Raw genomic sequence first — 26,059 nt, forward strand, 5'->3', positions numbered from 1 at the left:
CGGCGTCGGCAGCGCGCTATTGTCGGCCTGTGCGCACAGGGGGGCAAACCGGAGCGGGATCGCCCCGCCGGCCTCGCGTGAAGGTGGTCGCGCCCGTCCGCATTGCCGGCACGGCGATGCCCGGCGCCCGCCTTGCCGGCGGCTGCGCTATTGCGAAGGGGCCGGCCGGCGACGCAACAGGCTGACCGCGAAGCCGGCGACCACCGCCACGCCCGCCAGCAGCACCGCCCACAGCACCCAGGTGGTCCAGTCGCGCACGGGCCGGAGCGCAGCCTCGCCGGCCAGGTCGACGCGCGCGCCAGGCACCGCCGTCGCCGGCTGCCATCCCGCGCCGTGGCGCCTGCGCAGGACCTCCAGCACCTGCCCGACCGGGGCCGCGGCGCGCGCCGCGCGTGCGCTGCCCGCATACACGGCGAACGGCGCGGAGCCTTCCGCCACGAACACCAGCGCCTCCGGGCGGTAGCCCAGCAGCAGCGCGGGCGGCGCGGCCACCGGGGCCTGCGGCTCCAGCCGCCAGATGCGGTCGCGCATCACCGTCGGCAGCTCGCGGGGCGACGAGCGCGTGGCCGGATCCCCGCCGAGCCGGAACGCGACCCAGTCCGCGGCCGCCACGCGCCACGGTGCATCGTCGTGATCGCGTACCGACAGGGTCCAGCGGCTGCCCGCGTGTCCCGCCGTGGCGAGGTCCGCGCGGGTCACCGGGTAGCGGCCGTCGAGGCGGTACTCGTAGCCGTCGCGGCCATCGCGCCGCACCTGCACGGGTTCCAGCCGGCGCCACTGCCAGGACGCCGCCGCCAGCGGCGGGCGCGTCTCCGCCTGCACGCCGGTGAGCTGCAGCGCGGGCATGGTTGCGCGCAGCGGGACCAGCCGCAGATAGCGTGACCGCATGGGCGCGACGAAGGCGATCCGTCCCTGCACCAGGCGGGCATCATCGCGGCGCAGGTCGAACACCCGTCCCTCGGGCTGCACGGCGGTCCACTGGCGCAGGTCATCCGATGCATCCACGCGGAAGACCTGTTCGAACGGGACCTGGTCGTCCGCCCACGACAGCCGCAGCGCGTGCAGCGGGCCGTCGGACTGGCTGGCATCGAGCAGCCACGCGGTGGCGGCATCCGGCGTGACGCGCAGTTGGACGCGCCGCAGGCGGCCGTCGCTGGCGATCTCGCTGATCGCGGCGATGTCGCGCTGCGCGCGGTCTGCAGGCAGCGGGAACCACGGCAGTTCGTGCAGCAGCGGGCGATCGTCGACGGCCGCCGGCACCAGTGTCGCCGGCACCGCATGGCCGTCGCCGTTGACCACCACCACATCGGCGAGCGTTGGCGACCACGCGGCGGCATAGATACCGGGCGTCAGCTCCACGCGGTAGGCGCCGGCATCGCCGCTCGACAGCGACAGTGGCCACTGCCAACCGTAATCGGCATCCAGCGGCTGCGCGCCGGCGGTGGCCAGGGGGACCAGCACCGCGAAGGCGGCGGCACAGCGGGTGATGCAGCGGATCATGCGGGTTGCTCCGTGGCGTGGACGGCGCGCGGCGGCGCCGGCGCGAAGAAGCCGACCACCGTGCACAGCAGCCCGTAGGCGATGAACGAGGCGATACCCCACAGGTTGCCCAGGTGCCCGCGGTCGACCAGCACCAGCTTGGCCAGCACCACCGCCATCAGCAGTGCACCGGCCAGCCACAGCGCCCGATGGCCACGCCGCGAGCCCAGCACCCAGCCCAGCACGCCGAGCACGCTCCAGACCACGGTGAGCGCGGCCTGTGCGAGGCCACTCGACGGCAGCCCCGCATCCCACGCCACCCCGCCCCAGTGATGGGCGCCGCGCAGGGTGATCGCGGTCAGCAGCAGGAAGCCCGCCGCGGCCAGCAACGGCAGGCGATGGCGCGTCCATGCATCAGGTGCATCTTCCGACCACAGCCAGCGCGCAAGCAGCGCCAGCATCGCGAACTGGGCGAGGTCCAGCGGATTGAGCACCGCCAGCCACGGCAGCGGCGAGGCATCGCCGGCACTGCGCAGCGCCGGCAGCCACCACAGCAGCAGCAGGACCTGGAAGGTGCACAGCAACGCCCCGCGCGCAGGCGCGAACGCATCGCCCAGCGGACGGGCGAGCCATGTCCACCGCCACAGCGCCAGCGCAGTGACCAGCAGCCATGGCGCCACCACCGCCAGCGACCACCAGCCCGCCCCCAGCCCGAAACGCCCGGCCAGCCAGCTGCCCAGCAGCGACAGCAGCAGTGGCCACAACAGCCACCATGCGAACTGCGCCGCCCGTGCGATCGACGCATCGCCGCTGCGCAGGCAGGCCAGCCCACGCAACCCGCAGATCACGAACACCGCCCACGCCCATGCCCCATGGCCGGCGAACGGCTGCGCATGCACCGACGACTGCCACAGCGCAAGCGGCACCGCCGCCAGCAACGCGGTGAAGAACGTGGCGGCGAGCATGCGCTCCGGCCGGCGACGATGGAGTTCGGCCGCAAGCCAGCCGCTGCCGATGGCCAGTACCAGCAGCAGGTCCGGCTCCATTGCCGCAGGTGCCACCCGCAGCAGCTCCGCGGCCCAGATGCCCAGCCACCACGCCACCCCCCAGCCGTAGGCAATGCCGGCCAGCGACCTCGACCCGGCTTGCCGGAAGGACCACGCGGTGGCCAGTCCCGCCACCGCGATCAGCATCCCGCCGGCGAACCGGCCGTGGGCGAAGGGCATGACCACCGCGCCGAACGGCAACGGTCCCGCCAGCATGTACGCCACCGCCGCGGCGAGCTGCAGGCCCACACCGGACACCTGCGGCCAGCGCCGCTGCTGGCGTAACCCCAGCCACACCAAGACCGCGCCTTCCAGCGCGAACACGCAGGCGGTGGCCTGCGCGGACAGCGCCAGCGGAACCGCCAGGGTGGCGAAGCCGACCGCCAGCAGCGCGTAGGACTGCACCAGCACCGCATGTCCCGGCCGCTGCAGCAGCGCGCGTGCAAGCATCGCGTACAGCGCGCCGAGACCGAGCGCGCACAGGGCCAGCGCCATCGTGCGGTCGTGCAACAGTCCCGCCTGCAGCGAAAACGCCACCAGCGGCGTGCCGAACACCAGTGCGCCATCGACGATGTCGCGCCGCGCGGGTGCGCGACGGCGTGCGTACAGCAGCGGGATCAGCAGGTAGAACGCGAAGAACAGCGCGAGGAACGATTGCGCCGAGGCGTAGTGCGCAGGTGCGTACGACAGCACGCCCCACAGCGTGGCGATGCCGAAGGTGAAGGCGAAGCCGAGCAGGTTGAGTTCGCGCCAGGCACGGAACCGGGCGATTGCCAGGATCGCGGCATTGAGCACCGCGTAGTACGCGAACAGCGCCACGTGGTTGCCGCCGCCGGTCGACAGCCAGATCGGTGCCAGGAAGCCGGCGAGGATGGCGAACACCGCCAGTGCGCGTGCGTTCTGCGCCACAGCAAGCACACCGGTGGCCGCGACCAGCACCACGCTCGCGGCAAAGGCCAGCGACGGCGGCAACAGATCGAACTGCCGGTACGCCGCGAACACCACCAGCAGCAGGATGCCGATCATCCCGCCCTGCACGCTGAGCGCGAAGCTGCGATGGCTCGCGCGACGCCGCCAGCCGAACACCAGCCCGGCCACGGCCGCCGCGGCGACGCCCGCCAGCCGCAGGCTTACCGGCACCGCCAGCCAGCCCTGGTCGCTGGCGTACTTCAGGAGCGCGCCCACGCCTGCAAGCAGCACCAGCATGCCGACCTTGACCGGCACATTGCCGGTGGTGAACCAGCGCCGCACGGCCGCCGCGGCACGCTCGACCATGCCTGGCGGTGCGGGCGCGGGCGGTGGCGGAGTCCGCGGCGGCGGCAGTTCACCGGCGGGCGCGGGATGCACCGGCCCGGCGGTTCCGCGTTCCACCGCTGCATACGGCTGCGATGCCGACGCCGGCGCTGCTTCGACGCCAGGCCCGACGGACGCGGGCCGCGGCGCGCCGTCATCGCGCAGCGGCGGGCTGACCACGCGGGACATCGCATCCGCCGACGCGGAGTCCGCGCGCGCCGACGTTGCCACCGGGCCGCGTCGCAACGCGTCGACCGCGATCTCCAGCTCGACCACCCGCTGGCGCAGGCCCGAGAGCTTCACGAGCGCCACCACCAGCAGCACCGGCACCGCCAGCAACGCCAGACCCAGCAGCACCAGCAATTCCATCGTTCGCGCATCCGTTCGCGCCGGCCGGCGCAGCGCACACCTTACCCAACCGTCCGCGCAAACAAGAAGCCCCGCCAGTGGCGGGGCTCCGGGCAACGCTTGGGCCGGCGATTACTTCGCCGCGACCACGCGCACCATTTCCAGGCACTTGTTCGAATAGCCCCACTCGTTGTCGTACCAGGCCACCAGCTTGACGAAGGTCGGGTCGAGCGCGATGCCGGCGTCGGCGTCGAACACCGAGGTGCAGGTCTCGCCGCGGAAGTCGGTAGCCACCACCTTGTCCTCGGTGTAGCCGAGGATGCCCTTCAACGCGCCTTCGCTCTGCGCCTTCATCTCGGCCTTGATCTCGTCGTAGCTGGCCGGGTTCTCGAGCTCGACGGTGAGGTCGACCACCGACACGTCCGAGGTCGGCACGCGGAACGACATGCCGGTGAGCTTCCTGTTGAGTTCGGGGATCACCACGCCCACGGCCTTGGCCGCGCCGGTGGACGAGGGAATGATGTTCTCGAGGATGCCGCGGCCGCCGCGCCAGTCCTTGCTGCTGGGGCCATCGACGGTCTTCTGGGTCGCGGTGGCGGCGTGCACGGTGGTCATCAGGCCACGCTTGATGCCCCACTTGTCGTGCACGACCTTGGCCAGCGGCGCCAGGCAGTTGGTGGTGCACGAGGCGTTGGAGATGATCGCCTCGCCGGCATAGCGGTCGTGGTTGACGCCGTAGACGAACATCGGCGTGTCGTCCTTGGACGGGGCCGACTGGATGACCTTCTTCGCGCCCGCATCGAGGTGCTTCTGGCAGGTCTCCTTGGTCAGGAACAGGCCGGTGGATTCGATCACGACGTCGGCGCCGACCTCGTCCCACTTCAGGTTGGCGGGGTCGCGCTCCTGGGTGAGGCGGATCTTTTTCCCGTTGACGATCAGGGTGTTGCCATCGACCGACAGTTCGCCCTTGAAGCGGCCGTGCACGGAGTCGTACTGCAGCATGTAGGCCAGGTAGTCCGGCTCCAGCAGGTCGTTGATCGCGACGATCTCGATGTCGCCGTCGAAGTTCTCCACTGCCGAGCGCAGCACGTTGCGGCCGATGCGGCCGAAGCCGTTGATGCCAACCTTGATCGCCATTACCGAAGACTCCTCACGCCGCACGCTGCGGCCTGGATGGGTGGAAAGCGTGGCCGGCCATTCTACCAGCCGGGCGCCGGGCGGTCCGTGCTGCCGCCTTGATCGCGATCAAGGCGTGCCGTGCCCGGGATGCCGACACTGGGCCCGTACCTGACCACCACAAGAAACGGACCCCCACATGCGATTCACGCGCTTTTCCCTGCTTGCCCTCGCACTCGCCACCGTCGCGCTGCCGGCCGCCGCCCAGACCGCCGGCGACTGGACCGTCGCCATCGGCGCGCACAACGTCGACCCGAAGTCCGACAACGGCACCCTCGCCGCCGGCACCCTGCCGGTGTCGGTGGATTCGAACGTGCGCCCGACCATCGCGCTCGAGTATTTCGTGCGCGACGGCCTCGGCATCGAGGTCCTGGCCGCACTGCCGTTCCAGCACGACATCGCCATCGACGGCCTCGGCACCGTGGCCACCACGAAGCACCTGCCGCCCACGGTGAGCCTGCAGTACCACTTCAACCATGGCGGCGCGGTGTCGCCGTTGCTGGGCCTGGGCGTGAACTACACCACCTTCTTCAGCGAGGACACCCGCGGCGCGCTGGCCGGCGCCGACCTCGAGCTTGGCGATTCCTGGGGCCTGGCCGCGCATGCCGGCGTGGACTTCCGCCTCGGCAACGGCGGTGCGATCCGCATCGATGCGCGCTGGATCGACATCGACAGCAGCGTGCGCCTGGATGGCGCCGGGCTCGGCACCGCCAATATCGACCCCTGGGTCTACGGCGCCGCCTACGTGCACCGGTTCTGAGCCGATCCGATCAAGGGGTGCAGCGGGTCATGCCGGTAGAATTGCCGGCATGACCCGGACTGCTCTCGCCATCGCCACCTTCGCCGCCGGCCTCGTGCTGGCCTCCGCCCCCGCCTACGCCTGGGGCCCGCGCGGCCATCGGCTGGTGGCCGATATCGCCGAAGCACAGCTGCAGCCGCAGGTCCGCGCACAGGTGGACGCGCTGCTGCGGGGCGAGGCCGAACCCACGCTTGGCGGGGTGGCCACCTGGGCCGACGAACTGCGCGCCAACGATCCCGACCTCGGCCGCCGCTCCGCGAGCTGGCATTACGTCAACATCGCCGAGCAGGACTGCAACTACGACGCCGACCGCCACTGCCGCTCCGGCGGTTGCGTGGTCGAGGCGATCCGCGCGCAGGCGGCGATCCTCGCCGACACCCGACAGCCCGTCGATGCGCGCCGCCAGGCGCTGAAGTTCGTGGTCCACTTCGTCGGCGACGTGCACCAGCCGATGCACGCGGGCTACGCGCACGACCGCGGCGGCAACAACACCCAGATCAACCAGCCCGACGGCACCCGCGACGGCCGCGGCAGCAACCTGCATTCGCTGTGGGACAGCGGCCTGTTCCGCGACATGCAGGAAAGCGAAGCGGCGCAGCGCGCGCGGCTCACCGGCAAGGGCGTGGTGGCAGCGGACGCCGGCGACCCGGCCGGCTGGGCGGAAGGCGCCTGCCGCATTGCCACCGCCGATGGTGTCTACCCGCCGCGGCCGAAGATCGACGGCCGCTATATCGCCACCTGGCGGCCGGTGGCCGAACAGCAGATCGCACTGGCCGGCAGCCGCCTGGCCGCGCTGCTGAACCACGCGCTGGCGCTGCGCGACGACGACTGACCGGCGCCGGCGCGCAGCGCGCGGAGGCCTGTACCGCTGGGGTGAGCGCGTAGACTGCGGCGCATCCGCACGTCGAGCGTCCGATGCCCTGCACCGCCCGCCTCCGTCCGTTGCTGCTGATCCCGTTGCTGGCAGGCTGCGCCGGACATCCGTCGATCGCCGCCGTGGACGCGCGCACTTCGACGCCCGCCGGCCCGACCCACGACCCACGCCTGCGCGCCTCCGTGCCGCACCCGCCCGCGGTGCCGTCGCCGGTTGCGGTGCCGCTGGATGCAGGCACCCTGTCACGCCTTGCACGCAGCCCGATCATCCTGTCGATCACCGGACGGAGCCGGCGCTGCGAGGGCGCGGCGTTGTCCGACCTGCTGCGCGCCACTGGCGCCGCACCCGCGGACGCGCCGCACGGCCCGCACCTGGCGCGCTATGTGCTGGCGCAGGCGCGCGACGGGCGCCGCGTTCTGTTCGCGCTGGCGGAGCTCGACCCCGCAGCCGGCGGGCGGACGGTCGACGTGGTCCACGCCTGCGCCGGAGGCGCCGACGTTCCGGGCGGCAAACCGTTGCTGCTGGTCGACGGCCGGCTTGACGATGCGCGCACGTTGCCGGGGCTGCACACGCTCACCGTCGTGGTCGCGCCATGAGCCGGTCCACCCGGCGCCTGGTCATCGTGCTCGCCGCACTCGCCCTGTTCACCGGCTGCAGCCCGCGCCAGCGCGACGGTGACAGCAGCCGGCCGCTGATCGTGTTCGCGGCCGCCAGCCTCAAGGAGGCGATGGATACCGCCGCCGCGGACTTCCATGCACACGGCGGACAGGCCGTGCAGGTGTCGTACGCGGCGAGCCCGGCGCTTGCGCGGGAGATCGATCACGGCGCACCGGCGGATGTGTTCGTGTCGGCGGACCTCGCATGGATGGACTGGCTGCAGCAGCGCGGACGCATCGATGCAGGTACCCGCCAGGTGCTGGCGGGCAACACGCTGGTGCTGGTCGCGCCCGCCGGTGGCGATGGCTCTGCCGTCGCCCTCTCGCCCGGCACTGACCTCCTCGCGCGACTGCGGGGCGGCCGGCTCGCGCTGGCGGCGACCGACAGCGTGCCCGCCGGCCGCTATGCGAAAGCCGCGCTGCAGTCGCTGCGATCGTGGGACGACATCGCCGCGCACGTGGCCGAGACCGACAACGTGCGCGCGGCGCTGCTGCTGGTGGCGCGTGGCGAGGCATCGCTGGGCGTGGTGTACGCCAGCGATGCGCTGGCCGAGCCTGCGGTGCGGGTGGTGGCGACCTTCCCCGCCGGCAGCCATCCACCCATCGTCTACCCGGTTGCACGCGTCGAACACAGCGACCATCCGCAGGCCGCGGCGTTCGTCGACTGGCTGCGGACGCCACCGGCACAGGCGATCTTCCGCGCCCGCGGATTCACCGCGCCATGAGCCCCGGATGCTGACGCCTGCGGAATGGGAGATCGTCGCGCTGAGCCTGCGCGTGGCACTGATGGCCGCCGTGGCCAGCCTGCCGCTGGCGGTGGCCGCCGGCTGGCTGCTGGCGCGGCGGCGCTTCCCGGGCAAGGCGGTGCTGGACGCGCTGATCCATCTGCCGCTGGTGCTGCCGCCGGTGGTGGTCGGCTACCTGCTGCTGGTGGCGCTCGGCAGCCAGGGCACGATCGGACGTGTGCTGGGCGCCGCCGGCATCGAGTTCGCGTTCCGCTGGACCGGTGCCGCGCTTGCCAGCGCGATCATGGGCTTCCCGCTGATGGTGCGGGCGATCCGGTTGTCGATCGAACAGGTGGACCGGCGGCTGGAACAGGCCGCGGCCACGCTCGGTGCATCGCCGTGGCGGGTGTTCCGCACCATCACGCTGCCGCTGGCCTGGCCCGGCGTGGTCGCCGGCGCGGTGCTCGGTTTCGCCAAGGCACTGGGCGAGTTCGGGGCCACCATCACCTTCGTCTCGGCGATCCCGGGCGAAACGCTCACCATCGCGTCCGCGGTGTACGGGCTGATGCAGGTGCCGGGTGGCGAAGCGGCGATCTGGCGCCTGGCGGCAGTATCGCTGGCGCTTTCGTTCGGCGCGCTGCTGCTGTCGGACTGGCTGGTGCGCCGCCAGCGCGGCAACCCGGCGGACTGAGCGCATGCTGCGTATCGACATCGAACTCGTCCGCGGCGGATTCCGCCGGCATGTGCGTATCGGCGAGATCTCGCGCGTCGTCGCGCTGACCGGGCCGTCAGGCGCCGGCAAGACGTCCGTTCTCAATGCCATCGCCGGGCTGCTGCGGCCGCGCTCCGGACGCATCGAGATCGACGGCCGCGTGCTCTTTGACCACGCAGCGGGCGTGGACCTGCCGACGCATCGCCGCCGGGTCGGCTATGTGTTCCAGGAGGCGCGACTGTTTCCACATCTCGACGTGCGCGCCAACCTGCGTTACGCGCGCCGCGCCGGGGAACGCTTCGGGTTCGATGCGGTGGTGGAACTGCTGGGCATCGGCGCGCTGCTCGGGCGCCGCACCGCCAACCTGTCGGGCGGCGAAGCACAGCGGGTCGCGATCGGCCGCGCACTGCTGTCGCAGCCGGCGCTGCTGCTGTTCGACGAGCCGTTGTCGGCGCTCGACCAGGACCGCCGCGCGGAACTGATCCCGTGGCTGCAGCGGGTGCGCGACGAGACCGGCCTGCCGATGCTCTACGTCAGCCACACGCTCGACGATGTGCGCCGCCTGGCCGGCGCGGTGCATCACCTCGGGTAGCGCACGCCCCGGGCCTTCGCCAGCCGTGCACACCGGCCAGCGGATAACGCCGGCCATGTCGATGACCCGGTTCGCCTGCCTGTGCGTCTTCCTCGTGCTGTGTGCCTGCAGCGACTATCCCCGCGATCCCGAAGACAGCCTGGCGCGCGCCCATGAGCATGGGTTGCGGGTGGGCCTGAGCCACGACCCGCCATTCGTCGACCTCTCGGGCCGCGAGCCTGCGGGCATCGAGGTCGACTGGATCCGCCGCTTCGCCCACGGCCGCGGCATGGAGGTGGAGTGGGTGGTCGACGGCCATGACGCGCTGATGCTTGAACTGCTCGATTTCCGCCTGCACCTGGTCGCTGGCGGCCACCGCCGCGATTCGCCGTGGAAGGATGCCTCGTGGTCGTTGCCGGTGAAGATCGCCACCGCCGACGGTCTCGTCGAACGTCGCTTCGCGCTGCCGCCCGGCGAGAATGCCTGGCAGCTGGTGTTGGACCGCCAGCTGCATGCCGATGCGCCCGCACTGGCGAACGGAGCATCGCGATGACCCGCACCGACCCGCCTGCGGGCCCGTCGCGCCCGCGCGATGCGCATCCACTGCCCGATGCCCAGCAACGGCTGCTTGCGCAGGCCGCGCGGCTGAGCTGGTGGTCGATCGTGTTGCTGGGCGCCACCAGCGTGCTGATGGTGCTGGCGATGGGCGGCTCGCAGGCGATGAAGACCGCGCTGGCCGAGGACCTGCTGAGCCTGTTGCCGCCGATCGGCTTCCTGGTCGCGGCGCGCTTCCGGCGCCGTGCGGCGGACACCGAATACCTCAACGGGCGCGAGCGCGCGTTCGATGTCGCGTTCCTGGCTTCGGCGGTGGCGCTGACCGCCGTCGGCCTGCTGCTGGTGTTCGATGGCGTGCATACGCTGGCCACGCGTGCGCACCCGGTGATCGGCAATGTCGAGATCGCCGGCACCATCATCTGGAAAGGCTGGCTGATGATGGGCGTGCTGGCGCTGTCGGCGATCCCGCCGGTGGTCCTGGGGCGGATGAAGCTGGAGCTCGCGCACGAGCTGCAGCTCAAGCCGCTGCACACCGACGCCGACATGAACAAGGCCGACTGGATGACCGCGCTGGCCGGCATCGTCGGCGTGGCGGGGATCGGATTCGGGCTGTGGTGGACGGATGCGGCGGCGGCGATCTTCATCGCGGTCGAAGTGCTGCGCGACGGCGTGCGCAACCTGCGCAACGCGATCCGCGACCACCACGACGCGCGCCCGCAGCAGGTCGACCGCAACGATACCGACGACCTCGTTGACCGGGTGCACGATGCGGTTGCCGGGCTTGCCTGGGTCCGCGGCGTGCGCGTGCGCCTGCACGAGGAGGGCCTGCGCCTGAGCGGCGTGGTGTGGGTGCGCACCGGCTCCGGCGGGCTGACGTCCACCCAGCGACTGGAGGCCGAGCGGCGTGTACGCGACACCCACTGGCGGATCGATACCGTGGACGTGACCATCGACGAGGACGGGCAACACATGGACACGACGGCATGAGCGGCGCGGACTGGATCGGCTGGGCCGCGACCGCCGTGCTGATGGCCACCCTCATCCGGCAGATCCGCAAGCAGTGGATCGCCGACAGCGTCGAGTCGGTCTCGGTGTGGCTGTTCGTCGGCCAGATCGCCGCCTCGGTGCTCTTCATCATCTACAGCGCACTGGTCTCCAACCCGGTGTTCGTGGTGACCAACGTCCTGATCCTCGGCACCGCCGTGGTCGGCCAGGTGCTGACGGTGATCAAGCGTCGGCGACAGAACGCCACGCAATAACAGGGGCGTTGTCTTCACGCGTGGCTGGCGCCGGCGCCGCCATGGTTGCGCCAATGTCCCGATGGAACCCGCTTATGCGCCTGTTGCCCGTATTGCTCCTCTCGCTCGCCTGCTCGCTTCCCGCGCTCGCCACGGACCCGCCGACCCCGGCGCCCGCCGCTGCCGGATCGGCGCGAGCAGACACGCAACCGGCTGCTGCGCAGGAAGAGGTGAGCCGGCCGTTGCATGCACAGGTGCTGCTGGCGCGGGCACGATTCTCCCCGGGCGAGATCGATGGCGTCGCCGGTTCCAACCAGGCACGCGCACTGCGCGGTTTCCAGGCCGCGCGCGGTCTCGAGGTCAGCGGTGAACTCGACGACGCCACCTGGGACGCGCTGGCGGCCGATGCGTCGCCGGCGCTGATCGACCACACACTGACCGCCGAGGACCTCGCGGCGCCGTACGTCGAGGTGCCCGACGACATGATGGAGAAGTCGAAACTCGACCGCCTCGGTTATGCATCGGCCTGGGAGGCTCTTGGCGAGCGCTTCCACTCCAGCCCGGAACTGCTGCAGTCGCTCAATCCCGATGTCGATCCGCGCGTGGGCGCGACCCTGCGCGTGCCCAACGTGCGTGACCTGCCGCCGCTGGCAAAGGCCGCGCGCATCGTGGTGAGCGAATCCGACGCCACGCTGGTGGTGCTCGACGGCAACGACCGGGTGATGGCGCAGTTCCCGGTTACTTCCGGCAGCGAGAAGGATCCTCTGCCGATCGGCGAATGGACGGTCGAGACCGTGGCCATGGACCCGACCTTCCACTACAACCCGGAGCTGTTCTGGGCCGCCGACCCGGAGCACAGCAAGGCGACCGTCGCCGCGGGCCCGAACAACCCCGTCGGCCCGGTGTGGATCGACCTGTCGAAGCCGCACTACGGCATCCACGGCACCCCGGAGCCGGCGCGCGTCGGCAAAACCGCCTCCAACGGCTGCGTGCGCCTGACCAACTGGGACGTTCTGGCGCTGGTGGACGCGGTCGAGGCCGGCACCCCGGTGGAAATGCGGAAGTAGGCCGTCATGCGGATCACCGCTCTTCTCGCCATGCTGCTGGCGGTGGCGCTCGCCGCCTGGGCGTGGTGGTCACGGCCGATCCGGGTGACCCCGGCGGCAGCCACGATGGACACGACGGCGCCTGTCCCGCCGCGAGCCATGCCGGAACCCGCGCCCTATCCGCCCGACCCCGGCAGGCAGCCGGCCGCACCCGGGCCCGGTACCGCACCCGCAGCGGGCTTGCAGCCGGTGCCCGGCGATGCCCTGCTGGTGCCGGTGCAGGGCATCGACCGCGGGCAGTTGGCCGATACCTTCACCGATGCGCGCAGCGAGGGCCGCCCGCATGACGCGATCGACATCATGGCCCCCGCCGGGACGCCGGTGCTGGCAGTAACCGAAGGCCACGTCGAGAAGCTGTTCGACAGCGAGCGCGGCGGGCTCACCGTGTACCAGTTCGATCCGTCCGGACAGTTCGCCTACTACTACGCCCACCTGCAGGCCTACGCACCGGGGCTCGCCGAAGGCCAGCAGTTGCGCCGCGGCGACGTGCTGGGAACGGTCGGCAGCACCGGCAATGCCAGCGACGACGCCCCGCACCTGCATTTCGCGATCTTCCGGCTCGGGCCGGAACGGCGCTGGTGGGAAGGCGAGGCGATCAACCCGTACCCGCACCTGCGCGAGGGCACAGTGCCGCGTTGAGGGGCTGGGCCCCATGCACGACGGATGCGGCCCCTGCTGTTGCAGGATCCGCTGGTGCGCGACAGCGACCAGGAGCTGCTGCGCCCCGGAGAACGCCCTCACCCGCCCTGCCGGGCTCCCCCTCCCGCACGCGGGAGAGGGAGGGTATTGCTCAGCGCAACGCGCGCGCCGCGTCGGCCACCGCCTGCGCGGTGAAACCGAAGTGCTTGAACAGCACCCCCGCCGGTGCCGACGCACCGAAGCGATCGAGGCCGATGACAGCGCCGTCGAGGCCGACGTACTTGCGCCATGCATCGGTCACGCCCGCTTCCACCGCGACGCGGCGACGCAGCGCCATCGGCAGCACCGCTTCGCGGTACTCCGCATCCTGGCGGTCGAACACATCGGTCGACGGCATCGACACCACGCGCGTGGCGATGCCCTCGGCTTCCAGCATCGTGCGCGCTTCCACCGCCAGGCCGACTTCCGAGCCGGTGGCGATCAGGATGATCTCCGGCGCGCCATTACCGGCCTCCGCGAGCACGTAGCCGCCACGTGCGATGTTGGCAAGCTGCGTCTCGTCGCGTGCCTGGTGCGGCAGGTTCTGGCGGCTGAAGACCAGACAGGACGGGCCGTCGCGGCGTTCGATCGCCGCGCGCCACGCCACCGCCGACTCCACCGCGTCGCACGGGCGCCACACGTCGTTGTTGGGGATCAGCCGCAGGCTGGCCAGGTGCTCGACCGGCTGGTGGGTCGGGCCGTCCTCGCCGAGGCCGATCGAGTCATGGGTGTAGACATGGATGGCGTGCGCTTCCATCAGCGCGCTCATCCGCACCGCGTTGCGGGCGTAGTCGGAGAACACCAGGAAGGTGGCGTCGTACGGGATGAAGCCGCCATGCAGCGCCAGGCCGTTCGAGATCGCGGTCATCGCGAACTCGCGCACGCCGTAATAGATGTAGTTGGCGGAGGGGTCGTCGCTGCCGACGTCCCTGCTGCCGCTCCACATCGTCAGGTTGGAACTTGCGAGATCCGCGGAACCGCCGACCAGTTCCGGCAGGTGCGGCGCGAACGCTTCGATCGCCATCTGCGAGGCCTTGCGCGATGCCACTACCGGGCCTTCGGCCTGCAGCTTGCGGATATACGCATCCGCGGCCGCGCCGAAGCCTTCCGGCAGTTCGCCATGCGAACGGCGGGTCAACTCGTCGGCGATGTCGGGGTACTTCTGCGCGTAGGCGTCGAACAGGCGGTTCCACTGTTCCTCGCGCACCAGGCCGGCATTGCCCGCGCGCCAGCCGTCCTGGATCGCCGCCGGCAGCTCGAACGGGCCGTGCTCCCAGCCCAGCGCCTTGCGGGTGGCGGTGAGTTCGTCGCCACCGAGCGGCGCACCGTGGGAGGACTCCTTGCCCGCCTTGGCCGGCGAGCCGAAGCCGATCGTGGTGCGGCAGCACAGCAGCGTCGGGCGCTCGTCCTGCGACAGCGCGTCCTCGATCGCGGCCTTGATGGCGTCGGCATCATGGCCGTCGACGTCGCGGATCACGCGCCAGCCGTAGGCCTCGAAACGCATCGGGGTGTCGTCGGTGAACCAGCCCTGGACCTCGCCGTCGATGGAGATGCCGTTGTCATCCCAGAACGCCACCAGCTTGCCCAGCTTCAGCGTGCCGGCCAGGGAAGCGGCCTCGTGCGAGATGCCTTCCATCAGGCAGCCGTCGCCCAGGAAGACCCAGGTGCGGTGGTCGACGATCGCGAACTCGGGGCGGTTGAAGCGCTGCGCCAGCAGCTTTTCGGCCAGCGCGAAGCCGACCGCGTTGGCGAAACCCTGGCCGAGCGGGCCGGTGGTGGTCTCGACACCCGGGGTGACGAAGTTTTCCGGGTGGCCCGGCGTGCGGTGGCCGAGCTGGCGGAAGTTCTTCAGCTCCTCGATCGGCAGGTCGTAACCGGACAGGTGCAGCAACGCGTACTGCAGCATCGAGCCGTGGCCGTTGGAGAGCACGAAGCGGTCGCGGTTGAACCACTTCGGGTTGTTCGGGTTGTGGCTGAGGTAGTCGTTCCACAGCACCTCGGCGATGTCCGCCATGCCCATCGGCATGCCCGGATGGCCGGACTTGGCGGCCTCGACGGCGTCGGCGGCAAGGAAACGGATGGCGTTGGCGAGATCGCGACGGGTCGGCTGGGTCATGTCATCGGCGGGCGGCGGCGGGAGCCCGCTATTGTCCCACGGCGGCCCACGACGTGCCTCCGTGGCCCGTGAGCGTCTGTTCAATCGCGACACGCCGGACGCCGCAGTCATCCGGACTCGCAAGAGTGCTTTCCCCCTCGGCTCGTGGTGCTGCGCTCAGGCGCCTGCCGGGTGTTCCGGCGACCAGGGCGGGATCGGGCGCCGACCCGGCGGAATACCCGGCAGGCGCCCCTGCGTACCGCTCCGGACGAACACGGACATATTCACCTGTGCGGCATGAGCTCGATGCGCTTCGTCCAAGTCCGCGCCGAACCCCAGGCAGCCAGAGGGTCTGACGTTACCGCAGCCGACTCGATCGACCCTCAGCCGTTCTCGAGCGCCAACGCGTCAGGACTCAGGGCGGAGTCGGGGTCCACGTCATCGGGCTCGCTGCGCGCAACCACCACCGAGCCGACCATGTCGCCGCCGATATTGACGGTGGTGCGGCACATGTCGAGGAAACGGTCGACGCCGAGGATGATGCCGATGCCTTCCGGCGGGATCCCGAACATCACCAGGATCGTCGCGATCACCGGCAGCGACCCGCCCGGCACGCTGGCGGCGCCGATGCCACCCATGATGCACATCACCAGGATCATGACCTGCTGCACCAGGGTGAGTTCCACCCCGAACAGCTGCGCCAGGAACAGCACGGTCACGCCCTCGTAGAGCGCGGTGCCGTTCATGTTCACGGTCGAACCCAGGGTGCACACGAATCGCGCCACCCGCCGTGGCACGCCGAGGTTCTCCTCGGCCACCTTCAACGATGTCGGCAACGTGGCCGCGCTCGACGAGGTCGAGAACGCGGTCAGCAGCGCCGGCTGCGACTTGCGGAACACCTCCAGCGGCGAGCGCCGGGCGATGGCCGCGATCGCCACCGAATAGGTGCCGAAGAAGTGCAGCGCCATCGCCAGCACCGCGGTCAACACGAACCAGCCCAGCTGCACCATCAGCCCCAGGCCCATGCGCGCGGTCAGCGTGAACAGCAGTGCGGCCACGGCGTAGGGCGCCAGACGGATCACCCAGTCGATCAGCTTCAGGCTGATGTCGTAGACGCCCTGCACTGCGCCCACGAAACTGCGCGTGCCCGTGGTGTTGAGCACGGCTGCGGCCACGCCGAACACCAGCGAGAAGAACATCACGCCGATCAGGTCGGTACTGGCGGCTGCGGCGATCGGGTTGCGGGGCACCATGTTGAGCAGCATCTCGACGAACCCGATGGGCATGCCGCCACTCGGTATCGCCGTGCCGGATGCACTGACGTCGGCCATCACCTGGTCACGCAGCTCGTCGGGGATGCCCGCGCCCGGCTGCAGCAGGTGCGTTACCACCATGCCGATCACGACCGCGATCGAGGTGCTGCCAAACACCCATGCCAGCGTCTTCGCACCAAGGCGCCCGAGCGAGCGCGGATCGCCGATCTCCACCACGCCCAGGATCAGCGCCGAGAACACCAGCGGTACGACCAGCATGAACAGCAGGCGCAGAAACAGCTGGCCGATCGGATCGGTGACGTAGGTGATCACGCCAGCCAGCCATGCGGCCTCTCCGACCAGCACGTTGGCGGCGAGGCCCAGGCTTGCGCCTACGATGAAGCCGATCAGCATCCGGGTGTGCAACGGCATACGGCGGACATCCGGAGTGGCTGGCGTCATGCGGCAAGGCTCATCGAGAAGGCCGGCAAGCTTAACAAAGCGTATGCGGGCGTCCCTGACCGCGGCACGCGGGGCGCGTCAGCGTGGATACAACGGCGGCAGCACGGCCGGAGGCCCACCGCCCACCGGTTCATGCCAGCGCGGTCCGTCGCGGAACGCGTCGCGTACCGCCGCACGCGCCGAGACCGCATCGCCGCCCGCCCAGCGCGCACGCTGCAACCGGTCTATCGCGTCGCGTTGCGCGGGATCAGCCAGGCGCGCGGCGAGCGCATCGAGACCGTCCGCCGGGGGCTGTGCCAGCGCACACAGCGCGTCGGCGATGGCGTGCAGGTCGCCGGTCTGCAGCGCATCGCGCAGGGCGCGCTGGGCCAGCCGTGGATCGGTGCTGTCGCGCGTTGACGTGGCGTCGCTTTCGGGTGCGTCCACGACGCGGCCGCGGCGTTGCAGGGCCCAGCCCAGTGTCACCAGCCACAGCAACGCGAACACCACCGTCGCCAGCGGCCAGGCGCCGATCGGATCCTGCACGCCCGGCAGGCGGATGCCGGGCGCTGCGGGCCGTACTCCGTTGTCGGCGGCGACCGGCCCGCTGCCACCCGGCCCGGCGACCACATCGATGCCGAGGTCGGGCAGCTCGGCGATCCGCGGCTCATCGGCGGCCACGTCCCACCACGATTGCCGCGGCCCGCGCACAGTGAGCGTGCCGGGGCCTGCCGGCACGATCGCGAACTGTCGCGTCACCCGTACCACCGGGCGGCCCTGGTCGAAGCTTTCCTCCACCTCTGGCGGCTCCGGGAACACCTGCGCGCCGCCATCGACGGCAAGTTCCAGCGCCGGCAGCTGGCTGCCGCTGGCACCATCGGCGCGCGCCTCGACCACGATCTCCACCGCCTCGCCGGCACGTGCCTGCTGCGGCGTGGACAGGTATTTGAGTTGCAGCCCGCGCAACGGCAGCCACGGCTGCGGCGCGCCGTCGGGCACCGGGCGCACCTCGAGGAAACGTGGCGCGCCATCGGCACGCAGCAGCCGCGAACCGTCGCGGAACAGGTCATCGAAGAAGTTGCCGGTGCCGCGGCCGGTGAAACGCGCGCCGGGGATGGCAAGCGTGCCGCTGCGCTCGGGCACCAGCAGGAAACGGCGTTCGACCACCGTGTAGCGCCGGCCGCCGATGTCGCGGTTGTACTGCACGTCATTGCCGATGCGCTGCAACGCGGCGCCTTCCGGTGACGGCTGCTCGAGCTCGCCGGAAATCAGCGGCGTTGCGTAGTACAGCCGCAGGACGTAACCGATCGCCTGCTGCACGTACGCACGGTCGGCATCGAGCTCGGATTCGATGAAGGCGGGGTCGCCTGCGCGCGCCGGCGTGGCATCGGCCGCGGTCACGGTCAGTGCGAGCGCATCCGTGCTTGCATTGCCGACCTGCAGCGGTGGAACCGTGAGCGTGCCGGTGCGCCGCGGCGACAGCGCCACCGCGAACAGCACCCGCGCCTGGCTGCGCCCGTTGACGATCTCCACCTGGCGGCTGCTGGTGTGCCCGCTGAGCCGGAAATCGGCCTCCAAGGCCGACCAGTCCGGCGCACCCGCGCCAGCCTGGGTGGTCTCCACGTTGAGGGTCGCGGTCTCGTCGAGCGCGATGCGGTCGCGATCCAGCCAGGCACGTGCCTGGGCCTGCGCGGCTGTCGCCGGCCAGCCCGCGAGCAGGGCGAGCAGGCAGAGCAGTGGCAGGAAGCCTGCACGCATTGGATGGATCGTCATCAGGGTCCTCCGCCTTGCTGGCGTCGCAGGTGTTCGAGGCGGAACTTCTCGCGCAGCAGCCCACCCGGGTCGTCGGGCACCCGGCGCAACCAGGCTTCATTGGCCTCGCGCTGCTCGCGCTCCTCGCGGGTTTCGGAGATCGCAGGCTCTGCCGGATCGTCCTGCCCGTTGGCGTTGTCGGCCTGGCGCAGCGCCTCCTCCATCCGCCGGCGCTGCGCTTCGTCGGCAGCTTCCTGCGCCTGTGCATCGGGTGCCGCGGGGGCCTCGGCCGGCGGCGCATCGGACGCGGGTGCGTCGCCGGGGTCGTCGCCAGCCTGGCCCTCGTCCTGGCGGTCCGGCGGCGATTCGTTGCCCGGCTGCGGCTTACCCTGCTCCCCCGATTCGCCGTCCGGATCCGGCTGCGGGCCGGACGGTGGCGGCTGCTGCTGCATCGCCTGCAGCACCGCCTCGCGGTTGGCACGGGCGTCGTCCATGCCCGGCTCGCGCCGCAGGGCCTCGTCGTAGGCGGCCACCGCCTGTTCGTAGCGGCCGGCACGGGCCAGCGCATTGCCGAGGTTGTAGGCGGCATCCGCGCCGGGCAGCCCGCGCCAGGCGGCGATGGCGGCTGCGTAGTCGCCGGCGCGATAGGCATCGGCACCGGCCTGCATGCGTGCATGCGCGACCTGGTCCGCACGCCGCCAGAGACTCCCGTCCAGCACAGGCGGATCCTGCGCCGGGGCCTGCGCATGCGCGGGAGCGGACATCCATGCCGGCAGACACGCGACCGCCAGCACCAGTGCCAGCGCGTTGCGCCGGAAGGCGAACGCCGCCAGCAGCATCAGCGGAAGCAGCAGCCAGTAGCCGTCGTCCAGGCGCAGCATCGTGGTGGCATCCCGGACATCGCCCGACGCACTGCGCGGCTCGAGCACGCCGAGCGCGCGCAGGTCGCCGCTGTCGGCCTGCAATGCCGCGTAGGCGCCACCGCCGGCGCCGGCGATCGCGCGCACTGCCGGAGCATCCAGCCGCGCGCGCCCGAAGCCTCCATCCGCCTTGCGGTAGGCACTGCCGGCAGCCGTGCCGAGGCCGAGCACCGACAGGCGGTAACCGTCGGCTGCCACCGCGGCAGCCGCGCGTTCGGCGGGCCCGGAGCCTTCGCCGGTCAGCAACAGGATGTCGCCCTGGCGGAAGCCGGCCTGTTCCAGCAGGCGCGCGGCGTGCCGGATCGCACGATCGGGGCGGTGGCCGTCGACCGGCATCACGCCCGGCGCCAGCGCGTCGAGATACAGCGCCACGTTCGCGGCATCGCTGGTGAGCGGGGCGACGGTGAACGCGTCGTCCGCCCACACCACCAGCCCGACCTCGCCGCCGGCGCGCTCGCGCAACAGGGTGGCGATCTTCGACCGCGCCTGCGCCAGCCGGCTGGGCGGCAGATCATTGGCAAGCGCGGCGCCGGACAGATCGAGGGCAATGACCAGCGGCACCGCCGGCTGCACCAGTGGCTGGTCGCCGCTGCGCCAGCTCGGGCCCGCGAGTGCCGCCACCGCGAGCGTCCAGCCGATCAGCAGCGCCACGAGCCCGGAGCCGCCGCGGCGTGATCGCGCACCCAGCAGGTGTGGCAGCAGGTGTGGATCCACGACATTGCGCCATGCGTCGTCGCGCTGGCGTCGGCGCCGCCACCAGAGCACCAGCAGCGGCAGACCGAGCAGGCCCCACAGCCACTCGGGGCGCAGGAACACCAGGCTCATCCGGCTGCCTCCATCGGGCCACGCCGGCGACGCGGCCACGGCATCCACGCCAGCAACGCCAGGCCCAGTGCCCACGCCAGTGGCACGTGGTAGCGCTCGATGCGCGGCCGCACCGCCTCCGCCGGGCGCTCCACCGGCTCGAGGCGATCGATCTCGGCGTAGATGCCGGCGAGTTCCCCGGTGTCGCGGCCCCGGAACATGCGCCCACCGGTCATGTCGGCGATGCGCTGCAGGGTGTCCTCGTCGATCTCCTCGACCGGACCGGGCAGGCGGAACCCGAACGGCGACTGCATCGCGCCGCCAGCGCCACCGAAGGCGATCGTATGCACGCGCACCCCGGCATCGCGGGCCAGCTCGGCGGCTTTGAGCGGCTCCAGCAGGCCGGCGGTGTTGACGCCGTCGGTCAGCAGGATCAGCACCCGTTGCCCTTCCGGCTGGCCGCGCAGGCGCTTGACGGCGAGACCGATCGCATCACCGATGGCGGTCTCTCTGCCGGCAAGACCGACCACGCTGGTCATCAACTGCTCGCGCACGCTGTCGCGGTCCAGGGTGAGCGGGGCCACCGCATAGGCGCGACGCCCGAACACCAGCAGGCCGACGCGGTCGCCACCGCGGCGGTCGAGGAAGTCGGCGATCACCGCCTTGGCCGCGGTGAGCCGGTCGACCACCCGGTTGCCGAGCAGCATGTCCTCCTCGGCCATGCTGCCGGACAGGTCCACCGCCAGCATCAGGTCGCGCCCGGCCTGCGGTGGCTGCACCGCTTCACCGAGCGCCTGCGGACGCGCCGCGGCCACGCACAGGCAGGCCCAGGCCACGGCGGCAAGCCACAACCGCAGGCCGCCACGCCCGCCACGGCGCATCGCCGCCGCGCCGCCGCCCGTATCGAGCCGGTCCGCCCACGGCACCCGCAACGCAGCGCCGGTGGCGACCGGGGGCAACAGCCTCCGCAGCAACCAAGGCAGTGGCAGCGCCAGCAGCAGCCAGGGCCAGGCGAGATCCTGCAGCCAGCTCACCGCCGCAGGCTCCAGGCCATGAATACCGCGCGTGCCTCGCCGCGCAGCCGTGCCACCGCATCGGCGTTGACCTCGCGACGGTAGCCACCATCGCGCAACAGCCCGAGCGATTCCGGCCCCAGCTCCGTCGTCGCCTGTTGCAGGAAGCCGATCCATTCGGCTTCGGCCAGCGCGGCGGCGTGCGGTTCCCGCTGGCGGGCGGCCCGGCGCAGCAGTTCGGAGATCGCCGCCACCTGCGCGGCGGCGGTCGGCGCTGCGGCGACCGTGTCATCGAACAGGGCCTGCACCTGCCGGCGGCGCATACGCGCGCGCCGGCGCCACCACAGCACCGCGACCGCGAGCGCGAGCAGCACGGCCGCCAGCAGCCACCAGCCCGGCGCCAGTGGCCACCAGCCCGGGGCGGGTGGCTGGTGGATGTCGCGCAGGACCAGCCCGGTGGCCATCAGCTGTCCGCTCCTGTGGGCTGCGGTTGCAGCCATGCATCGCTGGCCATGTCGCTGGCGAGCGTGCGCACCCGCACGCCGCGGCCGGGCAGCTCGGCAAGCATCGCCTCGAGTGGCGCCACGAACCGCGCATGCCAGCGCTGCCGCTGCGCGACGGCGGCCAGGTCGAGCTCGATCCGCCGCCCCCGGGTCTCGAACGCAAGGCGGTCATGCGGCGGCGTGGTTTCCAGCGGATCGGTCAGCAGCACCACGGTGACATCGGCGTGCAGCGCCAGGCCGGTCCAGCGCGAACGCGGGATGTCCTGCAGGCTGCCGGCATCGGCCAGTACCAGCAGGCGCGCGCCGGGACGCAACACCCGTGCTGCATGGTCGAGTGCAACCGTCAGTCCGGCATCCTCGTCGGGTAGCCGCGCATACCAGCGCACCAGCGCATCCAGCACGCGCAGCGCGCCACGTGCCCCACCGGCCGGGGGCACCGGCGGCTCGCGCAGGCTGCCGCGCAATGCGGCGACCCGATCACCCTCGCCGACCGCGCGCCATGCCGCGACCGCGCCCGCACGCGCCGCCTGCACCGACTTGAATCGCGTGCGGGTGCCGAAGTACAGCGCCGGCGCGGTATCGGCCACCACCAGCGACAGCCGTTCGCGTTCGGCCTGGAACAGCTTGGTGTGGGCACGGCCGGTACGCGCGGTCAGCCGCCAGTCGATATGCCGGGCATCGTCGCCGGCGGTGTACTCGCGCGATTCCGCGTATTCCATTCCGCGCCCCCGCAATGGTGAAGGCGACTGCCCCGCGGACACATGGCGGACGCGGCGCGGCCGGCGTCCCTGCGCGGCGGCGCGCAGCGCGACGAGTTCCGCAAGCGTCGGCACGACGCCATCCGCGTCGGTCTCGCGCGCAGGCCGCTCCATCGGGGACAGGTCTTCCGTCACGACTTACGTCAACAGGCCGGACCAGTGCCACACCCGGTCCGCGTCGACCCGCGCGTTGCGCGACAACGGGGCGATCACGGCAGCGGCACCCGCTCGATCAGCTCGGCGACCAGGCGATCGCCGTCCCAGCCTTCGGCCGTCGCCTCGTAACTGGGCAGCACCCGGTGGCGCAGCACGTCCGGCGCGACCGCGCGCACATCCTCCGGGGTGACATAGTCGCGGCCGGCAAGCCAGGCGCGCGCGCGGGCACAGCGCTCCAGTGCGATCGAGCCGCGCGGGCTCGCCCCCCAGGCGATGCGGCGCGCGAGCGTGCTGTCGTAGCGGCTCGCGTCACGTGAAGCCAGCACCAGCTCGACCAGATAGCGTTCCAGCTGCGGCGCCAGATGCAGGTCGAGCACCGCCGCGCGTGCATCGAACACATCGCCGATCGGCATCCGCGCGGGCGCGGCGGCGGGCTCGCGCAGGGTCTGCCGTGCACGCTCCCGGGCCAGCCGCAGGATCTCGGTTTCGCTGTCGACATCGGGATAGCCGATGCGCACATACATCAGGAAGCGGTCCAGCTGCGCCTCGGGCAGGGCGAAGGTGCCCTCCTGCTCGATCGGATTCTGCGTGGCCATCACCAGGAATAGCGCCGGCAGCGGATAGGTCTCGCGCCCGACGGTGACCTGGCGTTCGCCCATTGCCTCCAGCAATGCGGACTGCACCTTGGCAGGCGCGCGGTTGATCTCGTCGGCCAGCAGCAGGGGGTGGAAGATCGGCCCGGGCTGGAACTCGAAGCGGCCGTCCTGCGCGCGCCAGACCTCGGTACCGGTGAGATCGGCAGGCAGCAGGTCGGGAGTGAACTGCACGCGGGCGAAGTCGGCCTCCAGACGCGCGGCCAGTGCCCGGATGGCGCTGGTCTTGGCCAGACCCGGCGCGCCTTCGACCAGCAGATGGCCATCGGCCAGCAGTGCGATCAGCAGCCGTTCGATCAGCGCCGACTGGCCGACGATCTCCGCCGACAGGTCGTCACGCAGCGCGCGGAAGGCATCGTGGAGTCGGGGGATGTCGGAAACAGCCTGTGAATCCATGGGGCGTGTCGGCAGCGCATGCGGCGGGCGCCCAGTGTGCCCCAGGACGCCGGGCAGGATTCAAGCCGGCCCTGAACGACAACGGGGCCCGAAGGCCCCGTCGTGTACTGCATGGTGCGCAGATCAGGTGCGCTGTGCGACGCGCAGTACCTTCGGCGTCACGAAGATCAGCAGCTCCGCCTTCTCCTTGGAACGGCTGCGGTTCTTGAACAGGTTGCCGATGATCGGCAAGTCACCCAGGAACGGAATCTTCGCCAGGTCGCTACGGTCGCGGAACTCATACACACCGCCGATGGCGACGGTCTGGCCATCATCGATGAGTACCGCGGTGGTGACGTTGCGCTTGTTGAGCGTGGGCACGTCGCCCACACCGGTGCGGACAAAGCCGCTGAGCTCATCCTTCTTGATGTCCATCGCCAGGAACACGCGGCCATCGTTGGTGATGGTCGGGGTGACCCGCAGCTCCAGCAGCACGTCCTTGAACTCGACGGTCGGCACGTTGTTGCTCTGCCCGCCGGTCACCGTCAGGTAGCCGATTTCCTGGCCCTGGCTGATCACCGCCTCGCGCTGGTTGCTGGTGACGATGCGCGGGTTGGAGATCACTTCACCGCGACCTTCCTCCTGCAGCGCCGAAATCTCCAGATCCCAGTTGACGTAGTTGCCGAGAATGGTCAGAGCCAGCGAGCCAGCGCCGGCTGCGGTGGCAGGCCCAGCGAAGTTGAGCGGATTCTCGAACCTCGGCGGACCTTCGCGATCCGGATCGGCGAGATCGCGCAGGAATCCCTGATTGCTGTCGATCGACCCGGACGTGACGACCCGATCCTTGGCGCCATAGACGCCGAAGCGGGCACCGAGGTCACGGGCGAACGATTCATTGGCGATCACGATGCGCGCCTCGATCACCACCTGGTCGACCGGCTTGTCCAGCGCCGCAACGAGGCGCTTGATCTCCTCGACGCGCGCCGGAATATCGATCGCCAGCAACGTGTTGGTACGACGGTCGAAGCTCAGGCTGCCACGCGCGGACAGGAAGCCACGGCTGTTCTGCCCACCACCACCGGCCGATCCACCGCCAGACCCGGTCTTGCTCTCCTCGGTCAGCAGCTTGGCGATGTCCTCGGCAATGCCGTAGCTGATCGGGATGTACTCGGTGACCATCTCGGCGCGATCCTCGATCGCCAGGCGCGCGTCCTCGCGGGCCTGTTCGAACGCGGCGATTTCCGACTGCGGCGCCACCCACACGACGTTGCCGTTGCGGCGCTTGTCGAGCTGGCGGGCCTGCAGGACGATGTCGAGCGCCTGGTCCCACGGCACCTGGATCAGGCGCAGGGTCACGTTGCCCTGCACGCTGTCCGACGCCACGATGTTCAGACCCGATTCCTCGGCGATCATCTGCAGCACGGTGCGGACCGGGATGTCCTGGAAGTTGAACGTCACCGCCTGCCCGCTGTAGGCGCGCGGCGCGTCCTCGGCGAGGACACTGGTGGTCGCCGACTGCGCGCCGGTGGCCAGCGTGGTGCCGCCGACCGCACGCTGCGGCGCGGCCGCGCGCGGCACCAGCTCGACGATGAAGTCGCGGCCGGTCTGGTAGGCCATCGGCTCGAAGTCACCCTGTGCACTGAGCACGATGCGGGTGCCGGTGCCGCTCTGCACCGCGTCGATGCGCTGCACCGGGGTGGCGAAGTCGGAGACGTTGAGCGGACGCTGCAGCGCCGGCGGCAGCGTGCTGTTGCCGACGTCGACGACGATGCTGTTGCCCTGCGCGCGCATGTCCGGCGCGGCGCCCTCTCCGTCGAAGCTCAGGATCAGCTTGCCGGAGCCGCCTTCTCCGCGCTTGAAGTCGATCTTGGAGACGCCGACCGCACCGGGCAGCTGGCGGGCCGGGTCGGCCGCGGCCGGGAGCCCGGACTGGGCCAGCAGCGGAACCGCGTACGACACCGGCTGTGCGGCGTGGACGCCCGCGGTGGCGGCAAGCAGGCCGGCCACCAGGCCGGTCACCACGCCGAACGGGATGCTGCGCGCCGGACGCGGAGCTTGCGCTTTACTCACGATCATCTTG

General features: G+C 71.2%; 23 protein-coding genes. 11 read left to right on the top strand and 12 right to left on the bottom strand.

Going from position 1 to position 26,059, the window contains the following annotated elements; translation table 11 throughout:
- Positions 1-147 precede the first annotated feature (147 nt).
- The 3 genes from LDO11_RS13375 to gap all read right to left on the bottom strand — a co-directional run bounded on the left by LDO11_RS13375 (position 148) and on the right by gap (position 5,303).
- Positions 148-1,500, bottom strand: coding sequence for a DUF3999 family protein (locus LDO11_RS13375; RefSeq protein ID WP_232141978.1), 1,353 nt, complete (start codon positions 1,498-1,500; stop codon positions 148-150).
- Complete coding sequence (locus LDO11_RS13380) at positions 1,497-4,187, bottom strand: DUF2339 domain-containing protein (RefSeq protein ID WP_232141979.1); 2,691 nt, start codon at positions 4,185-4,187, stop codon at positions 1,497-1,499. Before LDO11_RS13380 ends, LDO11_RS13375 begins: the two co-directional genes overlap by 4 nt.
- A gap of 111 nt (positions 4,188-4,298) precedes the next feature.
- Positions 4,299-5,303, bottom strand: coding sequence for a type I glyceraldehyde-3-phosphate dehydrogenase (gene gap / locus LDO11_RS13385; RefSeq protein ID WP_232141980.1), 1,005 nt, complete (start codon positions 5,301-5,303; stop codon positions 4,299-4,301).
- Between the two features lie 178 nt (positions 5,304-5,481).
- Here gap and LDO11_RS13390 point away from each other — a divergent pair, with 178 nt between their 5' ends.
- The 11 genes from LDO11_RS13390 (at position 5,482) to LDO11_RS13440 (ending at position 13,217) form a co-directional block, all read left to right on the top strand.
- Positions 5,482-6,102, top strand: coding sequence for an OmpW/AlkL family protein (locus tag LDO11_RS13390; protein WP_129135230.1), 621 nt, complete (start codon positions 5,482-5,484; stop codon positions 6,100-6,102).
- A 49-nt stretch (positions 6,103-6,151) separates the two neighbouring features.
- On the top strand, positions 6,152-6,973 hold the full coding sequence (locus LDO11_RS13395) for a S1/P1 nuclease (RefSeq protein ID WP_232141981.1): 822 nt from the start codon (positions 6,152-6,154) through the stop codon (positions 6,971-6,973).
- A gap of 83 nt (positions 6,974-7,056) precedes the next feature.
- Entirely contained in the window at positions 7,057-7,611 is a 555-nt protein-coding gene (locus LDO11_RS13400; RefSeq protein ID WP_232141982.1) for a hypothetical protein, read from the top strand.
- Positions 7,608-8,396 (top strand): molybdate ABC transporter substrate-binding protein, encoded by a 789-nt coding sequence (gene modA / locus LDO11_RS13405; protein WP_232141983.1) that lies wholly within the window; start codon positions 7,608-7,610, stop codon positions 8,394-8,396. Before LDO11_RS13400 ends, modA begins: the two co-directional genes overlap by 4 nt.
- Before the next feature lie 7 nt (positions 8,397-8,403).
- Positions 8,404-9,087 carry a molybdate ABC transporter permease subunit gene (gene modB / locus LDO11_RS13410; protein WP_232141984.1) on the top strand — a complete coding sequence of 228 codons (684 nt, stop codon included), beginning with the start codon at positions 8,404-8,406 and terminating at the stop codon, positions 9,085-9,087.
- A 4-nt stretch (positions 9,088-9,091) separates the two neighbouring features.
- Positions 9,092-9,700: an ATP-binding cassette domain-containing protein gene (locus LDO11_RS13415; RefSeq protein WP_232141985.1), complete on the top strand. Its 609-nt coding sequence runs from the start codon at positions 9,092-9,094 to the stop codon at positions 9,698-9,700.
- Between the two features lie 55 nt (positions 9,701-9,755).
- Positions 9,756-10,232 carry a transglycosylase SLT domain-containing protein gene (locus LDO11_RS13420; protein ID WP_129135224.1) on the top strand — a complete coding sequence of 159 codons (477 nt, stop codon included), beginning with the start codon at positions 9,756-9,758 and terminating at the stop codon, positions 10,230-10,232.
- Complete coding sequence (locus LDO11_RS13425; protein WP_232141986.1) at positions 10,229-11,221, top strand: cation efflux transmembrane domain-containing protein; 993 nt, start codon at positions 10,229-10,231, stop codon at positions 11,219-11,221. The genes LDO11_RS13420 and LDO11_RS13425 overlap by 4 nt, the downstream gene beginning before the upstream one ends.
- Entirely contained in the window at positions 11,218-11,493 is a 276-nt protein-coding gene (locus tag LDO11_RS13430) for a PQ-loop domain-containing transporter (protein ID WP_232141987.1), read from the top strand. The genes LDO11_RS13425 and LDO11_RS13430 overlap by 4 nt, the downstream gene beginning before the upstream one ends.
- A 53-nt stretch (positions 11,494-11,546) precedes the next feature.
- A complete protein-coding gene (locus LDO11_RS13435; RefSeq protein ID WP_435574652.1) occupies positions 11,547-12,539 on the top strand; it encodes a L,D-transpeptidase family protein in 993 nt (330 codons plus the stop codon).
- 6 nt (positions 12,540-12,545) lie between these two features.
- A complete protein-coding gene (locus tag LDO11_RS13440) occupies positions 12,546-13,217 on the top strand; it encodes a M23 family metallopeptidase (protein ID WP_232141989.1) in 672 nt (223 codons plus the stop codon).
- A gap of 151 nt (positions 13,218-13,368) precedes the next feature.
- On the opposite strand, the gene tkt is transcribed toward LDO11_RS13440, so the two are convergent.
- The 9 genes from tkt to LDO11_RS13485 form a co-directional block, all read right to left on the bottom strand.
- On the bottom strand, positions 13,369-15,372 hold the full coding sequence (gene tkt, locus LDO11_RS13445; RefSeq protein WP_232141990.1) for a transketolase: 2,004 nt from the start codon (positions 15,370-15,372) through the stop codon (positions 13,369-13,371).
- 362 nt (positions 15,373-15,734) lie between these two features.
- Positions 15,735-17,036, bottom strand: coding sequence for a dicarboxylate/amino acid:cation symporter (locus LDO11_RS13450; RefSeq protein ID WP_232141991.1), 1,302 nt, complete (start codon positions 17,034-17,036; stop codon positions 15,735-15,737).
- 108 nt (positions 17,037-17,144) lie between these two features.
- On the bottom strand, positions 17,145-18,818 hold the full coding sequence (locus LDO11_RS13455) for a BatD family protein (RefSeq protein WP_232141992.1): 1,674 nt from the start codon (positions 18,816-18,818) through the stop codon (positions 17,145-17,147).
- Positions 18,818-20,542, bottom strand: coding sequence for a VWA domain-containing protein (locus LDO11_RS13460; RefSeq protein WP_232141993.1), 1,725 nt, complete (start codon positions 20,540-20,542; stop codon positions 18,818-18,820). The genes LDO11_RS13455 and LDO11_RS13460 overlap by 1 nt, the downstream gene beginning before the upstream one ends.
- Complete coding sequence (locus LDO11_RS13465) at positions 20,539-21,555, bottom strand: vWA domain-containing protein (RefSeq protein WP_232141994.1); 1,017 nt, start codon at positions 21,553-21,555, stop codon at positions 20,539-20,541. Before LDO11_RS13465 ends, LDO11_RS13460 begins: the two co-directional genes overlap by 4 nt.
- Positions 21,552-21,998: a DUF4381 family protein gene (locus LDO11_RS13470; RefSeq protein ID WP_232141995.1), complete on the bottom strand. Its 447-nt coding sequence runs from the start codon at positions 21,996-21,998 to the stop codon at positions 21,552-21,554. The genes LDO11_RS13465 and LDO11_RS13470 overlap by 4 nt, the downstream gene beginning before the upstream one ends.
- A complete protein-coding gene (locus tag LDO11_RS13475) occupies positions 21,998-22,909 on the bottom strand; it encodes a DUF58 domain-containing protein (protein ID WP_232142021.1) in 912 nt (303 codons plus the stop codon). The genes LDO11_RS13470 and LDO11_RS13475 overlap by 1 nt, the downstream gene beginning before the upstream one ends.
- Positions 22,910-23,004: 95 nt before the next feature.
- Complete coding sequence (locus LDO11_RS13480; protein ID WP_232141996.1) at positions 23,005-24,000, bottom strand: AAA family ATPase; 996 nt, start codon at positions 23,998-24,000, stop codon at positions 23,005-23,007.
- A gap of 123 nt (positions 24,001-24,123) precedes the next feature.
- Positions 24,124-26,055 carry a type IV pilus secretin PilQ gene (locus LDO11_RS13485; protein ID WP_435574653.1) on the bottom strand — a complete coding sequence of 644 codons (1,932 nt, stop codon included), beginning with the start codon at positions 26,053-26,055 and terminating at the stop codon, positions 24,124-24,126.
- Positions 26,056-26,059: the final 4 nt, after the last annotated feature.

Source organism: Alterluteimonas muca (genome assembly GCF_021191595.1).
Lineage (GTDB): Bacteria > Pseudomonadota > Gammaproteobacteria > Xanthomonadales > Xanthomonadaceae > Luteimonas > Luteimonas muca.

What these genes read in the sequence shown, in the direction of transcription:
- LDO11_RS13375 (WP_232141978.1), bottom strand. Translation starts at nt 1,500, where the DNA reads ATGATCCGCTGCATCACCCGCTGTGCCGCCGCCTTCGCGGTGCTGGTC.
- LDO11_RS13380 (WP_232141979.1), bottom strand. Translation starts at nt 4,187, where the DNA reads ATGGAATTGCTGGTGCTGCTGGGTCTGGCGTTGCTGGCGGTGCCGGTG.
- gap (WP_232141980.1), bottom strand. Translation starts at nt 5,303, where the DNA reads ATGGCGATCAAGGTTGGCATCAACGGCTTCGGCCGCATCGGCCGCAAC.
- LDO11_RS13390 (WP_129135230.1), top strand. Translation starts at nt 5,482, where the DNA reads ATGCGATTCACGCGCTTTTCCCTGCTTGCCCTCGCACTCGCCACCGTC.
- LDO11_RS13395 (WP_232141981.1), top strand. Translation starts at nt 6,152, where the DNA reads ATGACCCGGACTGCTCTCGCCATCGCCACCTTCGCCGCCGGCCTCGTG.
- LDO11_RS13400 (WP_232141982.1), top strand. Translation starts at nt 7,057, where the DNA reads ATGCCCTGCACCGCCCGCCTCCGTCCGTTGCTGCTGATCCCGTTGCTG.
- modA (WP_232141983.1), top strand. Translation starts at nt 7,608, where the DNA reads ATGAGCCGGTCCACCCGGCGCCTGGTCATCGTGCTCGCCGCACTCGCC.
- modB (WP_232141984.1), top strand. Translation starts at nt 8,404, where the DNA reads ATGCTGACGCCTGCGGAATGGGAGATCGTCGCGCTGAGCCTGCGCGTG.
- LDO11_RS13415 (WP_232141985.1), top strand. Translation starts at nt 9,092, where the DNA reads ATGCTGCGTATCGACATCGAACTCGTCCGCGGCGGATTCCGCCGGCAT.
- LDO11_RS13420 (WP_129135224.1), top strand. Translation starts at nt 9,756, where the DNA reads ATGTCGATGACCCGGTTCGCCTGCCTGTGCGTCTTCCTCGTGCTGTGT.
- LDO11_RS13425 (WP_232141986.1), top strand. Translation starts at nt 10,229, where the DNA reads ATGACCCGCACCGACCCGCCTGCGGGCCCGTCGCGCCCGCGCGATGCG.
- LDO11_RS13430 (WP_232141987.1), top strand. Translation starts at nt 11,218, where the DNA reads ATGAGCGGCGCGGACTGGATCGGCTGGGCCGCGACCGCCGTGCTGATG.
- LDO11_RS13435 (WP_435574652.1), top strand. Translation starts at nt 11,547, where the DNA reads ATGTCCCGATGGAACCCGCTTATGCGCCTGTTGCCCGTATTGCTCCTC.
- LDO11_RS13440 (WP_232141989.1), top strand. Translation starts at nt 12,546, where the DNA reads ATGCGGATCACCGCTCTTCTCGCCATGCTGCTGGCGGTGGCGCTCGCC.
- tkt (WP_232141990.1), bottom strand. Translation starts at nt 15,372, where the DNA reads ATGACCCAGCCGACCCGTCGCGATCTCGCCAACGCCATCCGTTTCCTT.
- LDO11_RS13450 (WP_232141991.1), bottom strand. Translation starts at nt 17,036, where the DNA reads ATGCCGTTGCACACCCGGATGCTGATCGGCTTCATCGTAGGCGCAAGC.
- LDO11_RS13455 (WP_232141992.1), bottom strand. Translation starts at nt 18,818, where the DNA reads ATGACGATCCATCCAATGCGTGCAGGCTTCCTGCCACTGCTCTGCCTG.
- LDO11_RS13460 (WP_232141993.1), bottom strand. Translation starts at nt 20,542, where the DNA reads ATGAGCCTGGTGTTCCTGCGCCCCGAGTGGCTGTGGGGCCTGCTCGGT.
- LDO11_RS13470 (WP_232141995.1), bottom strand. Translation starts at nt 21,998, where the DNA reads ATGGCCACCGGGCTGGTCCTGCGCGACATCCACCAGCCACCCGCCCCG.
- LDO11_RS13475 (WP_232142021.1), bottom strand. Translation starts at nt 22,909, where the DNA reads ATGGAGCGGCCTGCGCGCGAGACCGACGCGGATGGCGTCGTGCCGACG.
- LDO11_RS13480 (WP_232141996.1), bottom strand. Translation starts at nt 24,000, where the DNA reads ATGGATTCACAGGCTGTTTCCGACATCCCCCGACTCCACGATGCCTTC.
- LDO11_RS13485 (WP_435574653.1), bottom strand. Translation starts at nt 26,055, where the DNA reads ATGATCGTGAGTAAAGCGCAAGCTCCGCGTCCGGCGCGCAGCATCCCG.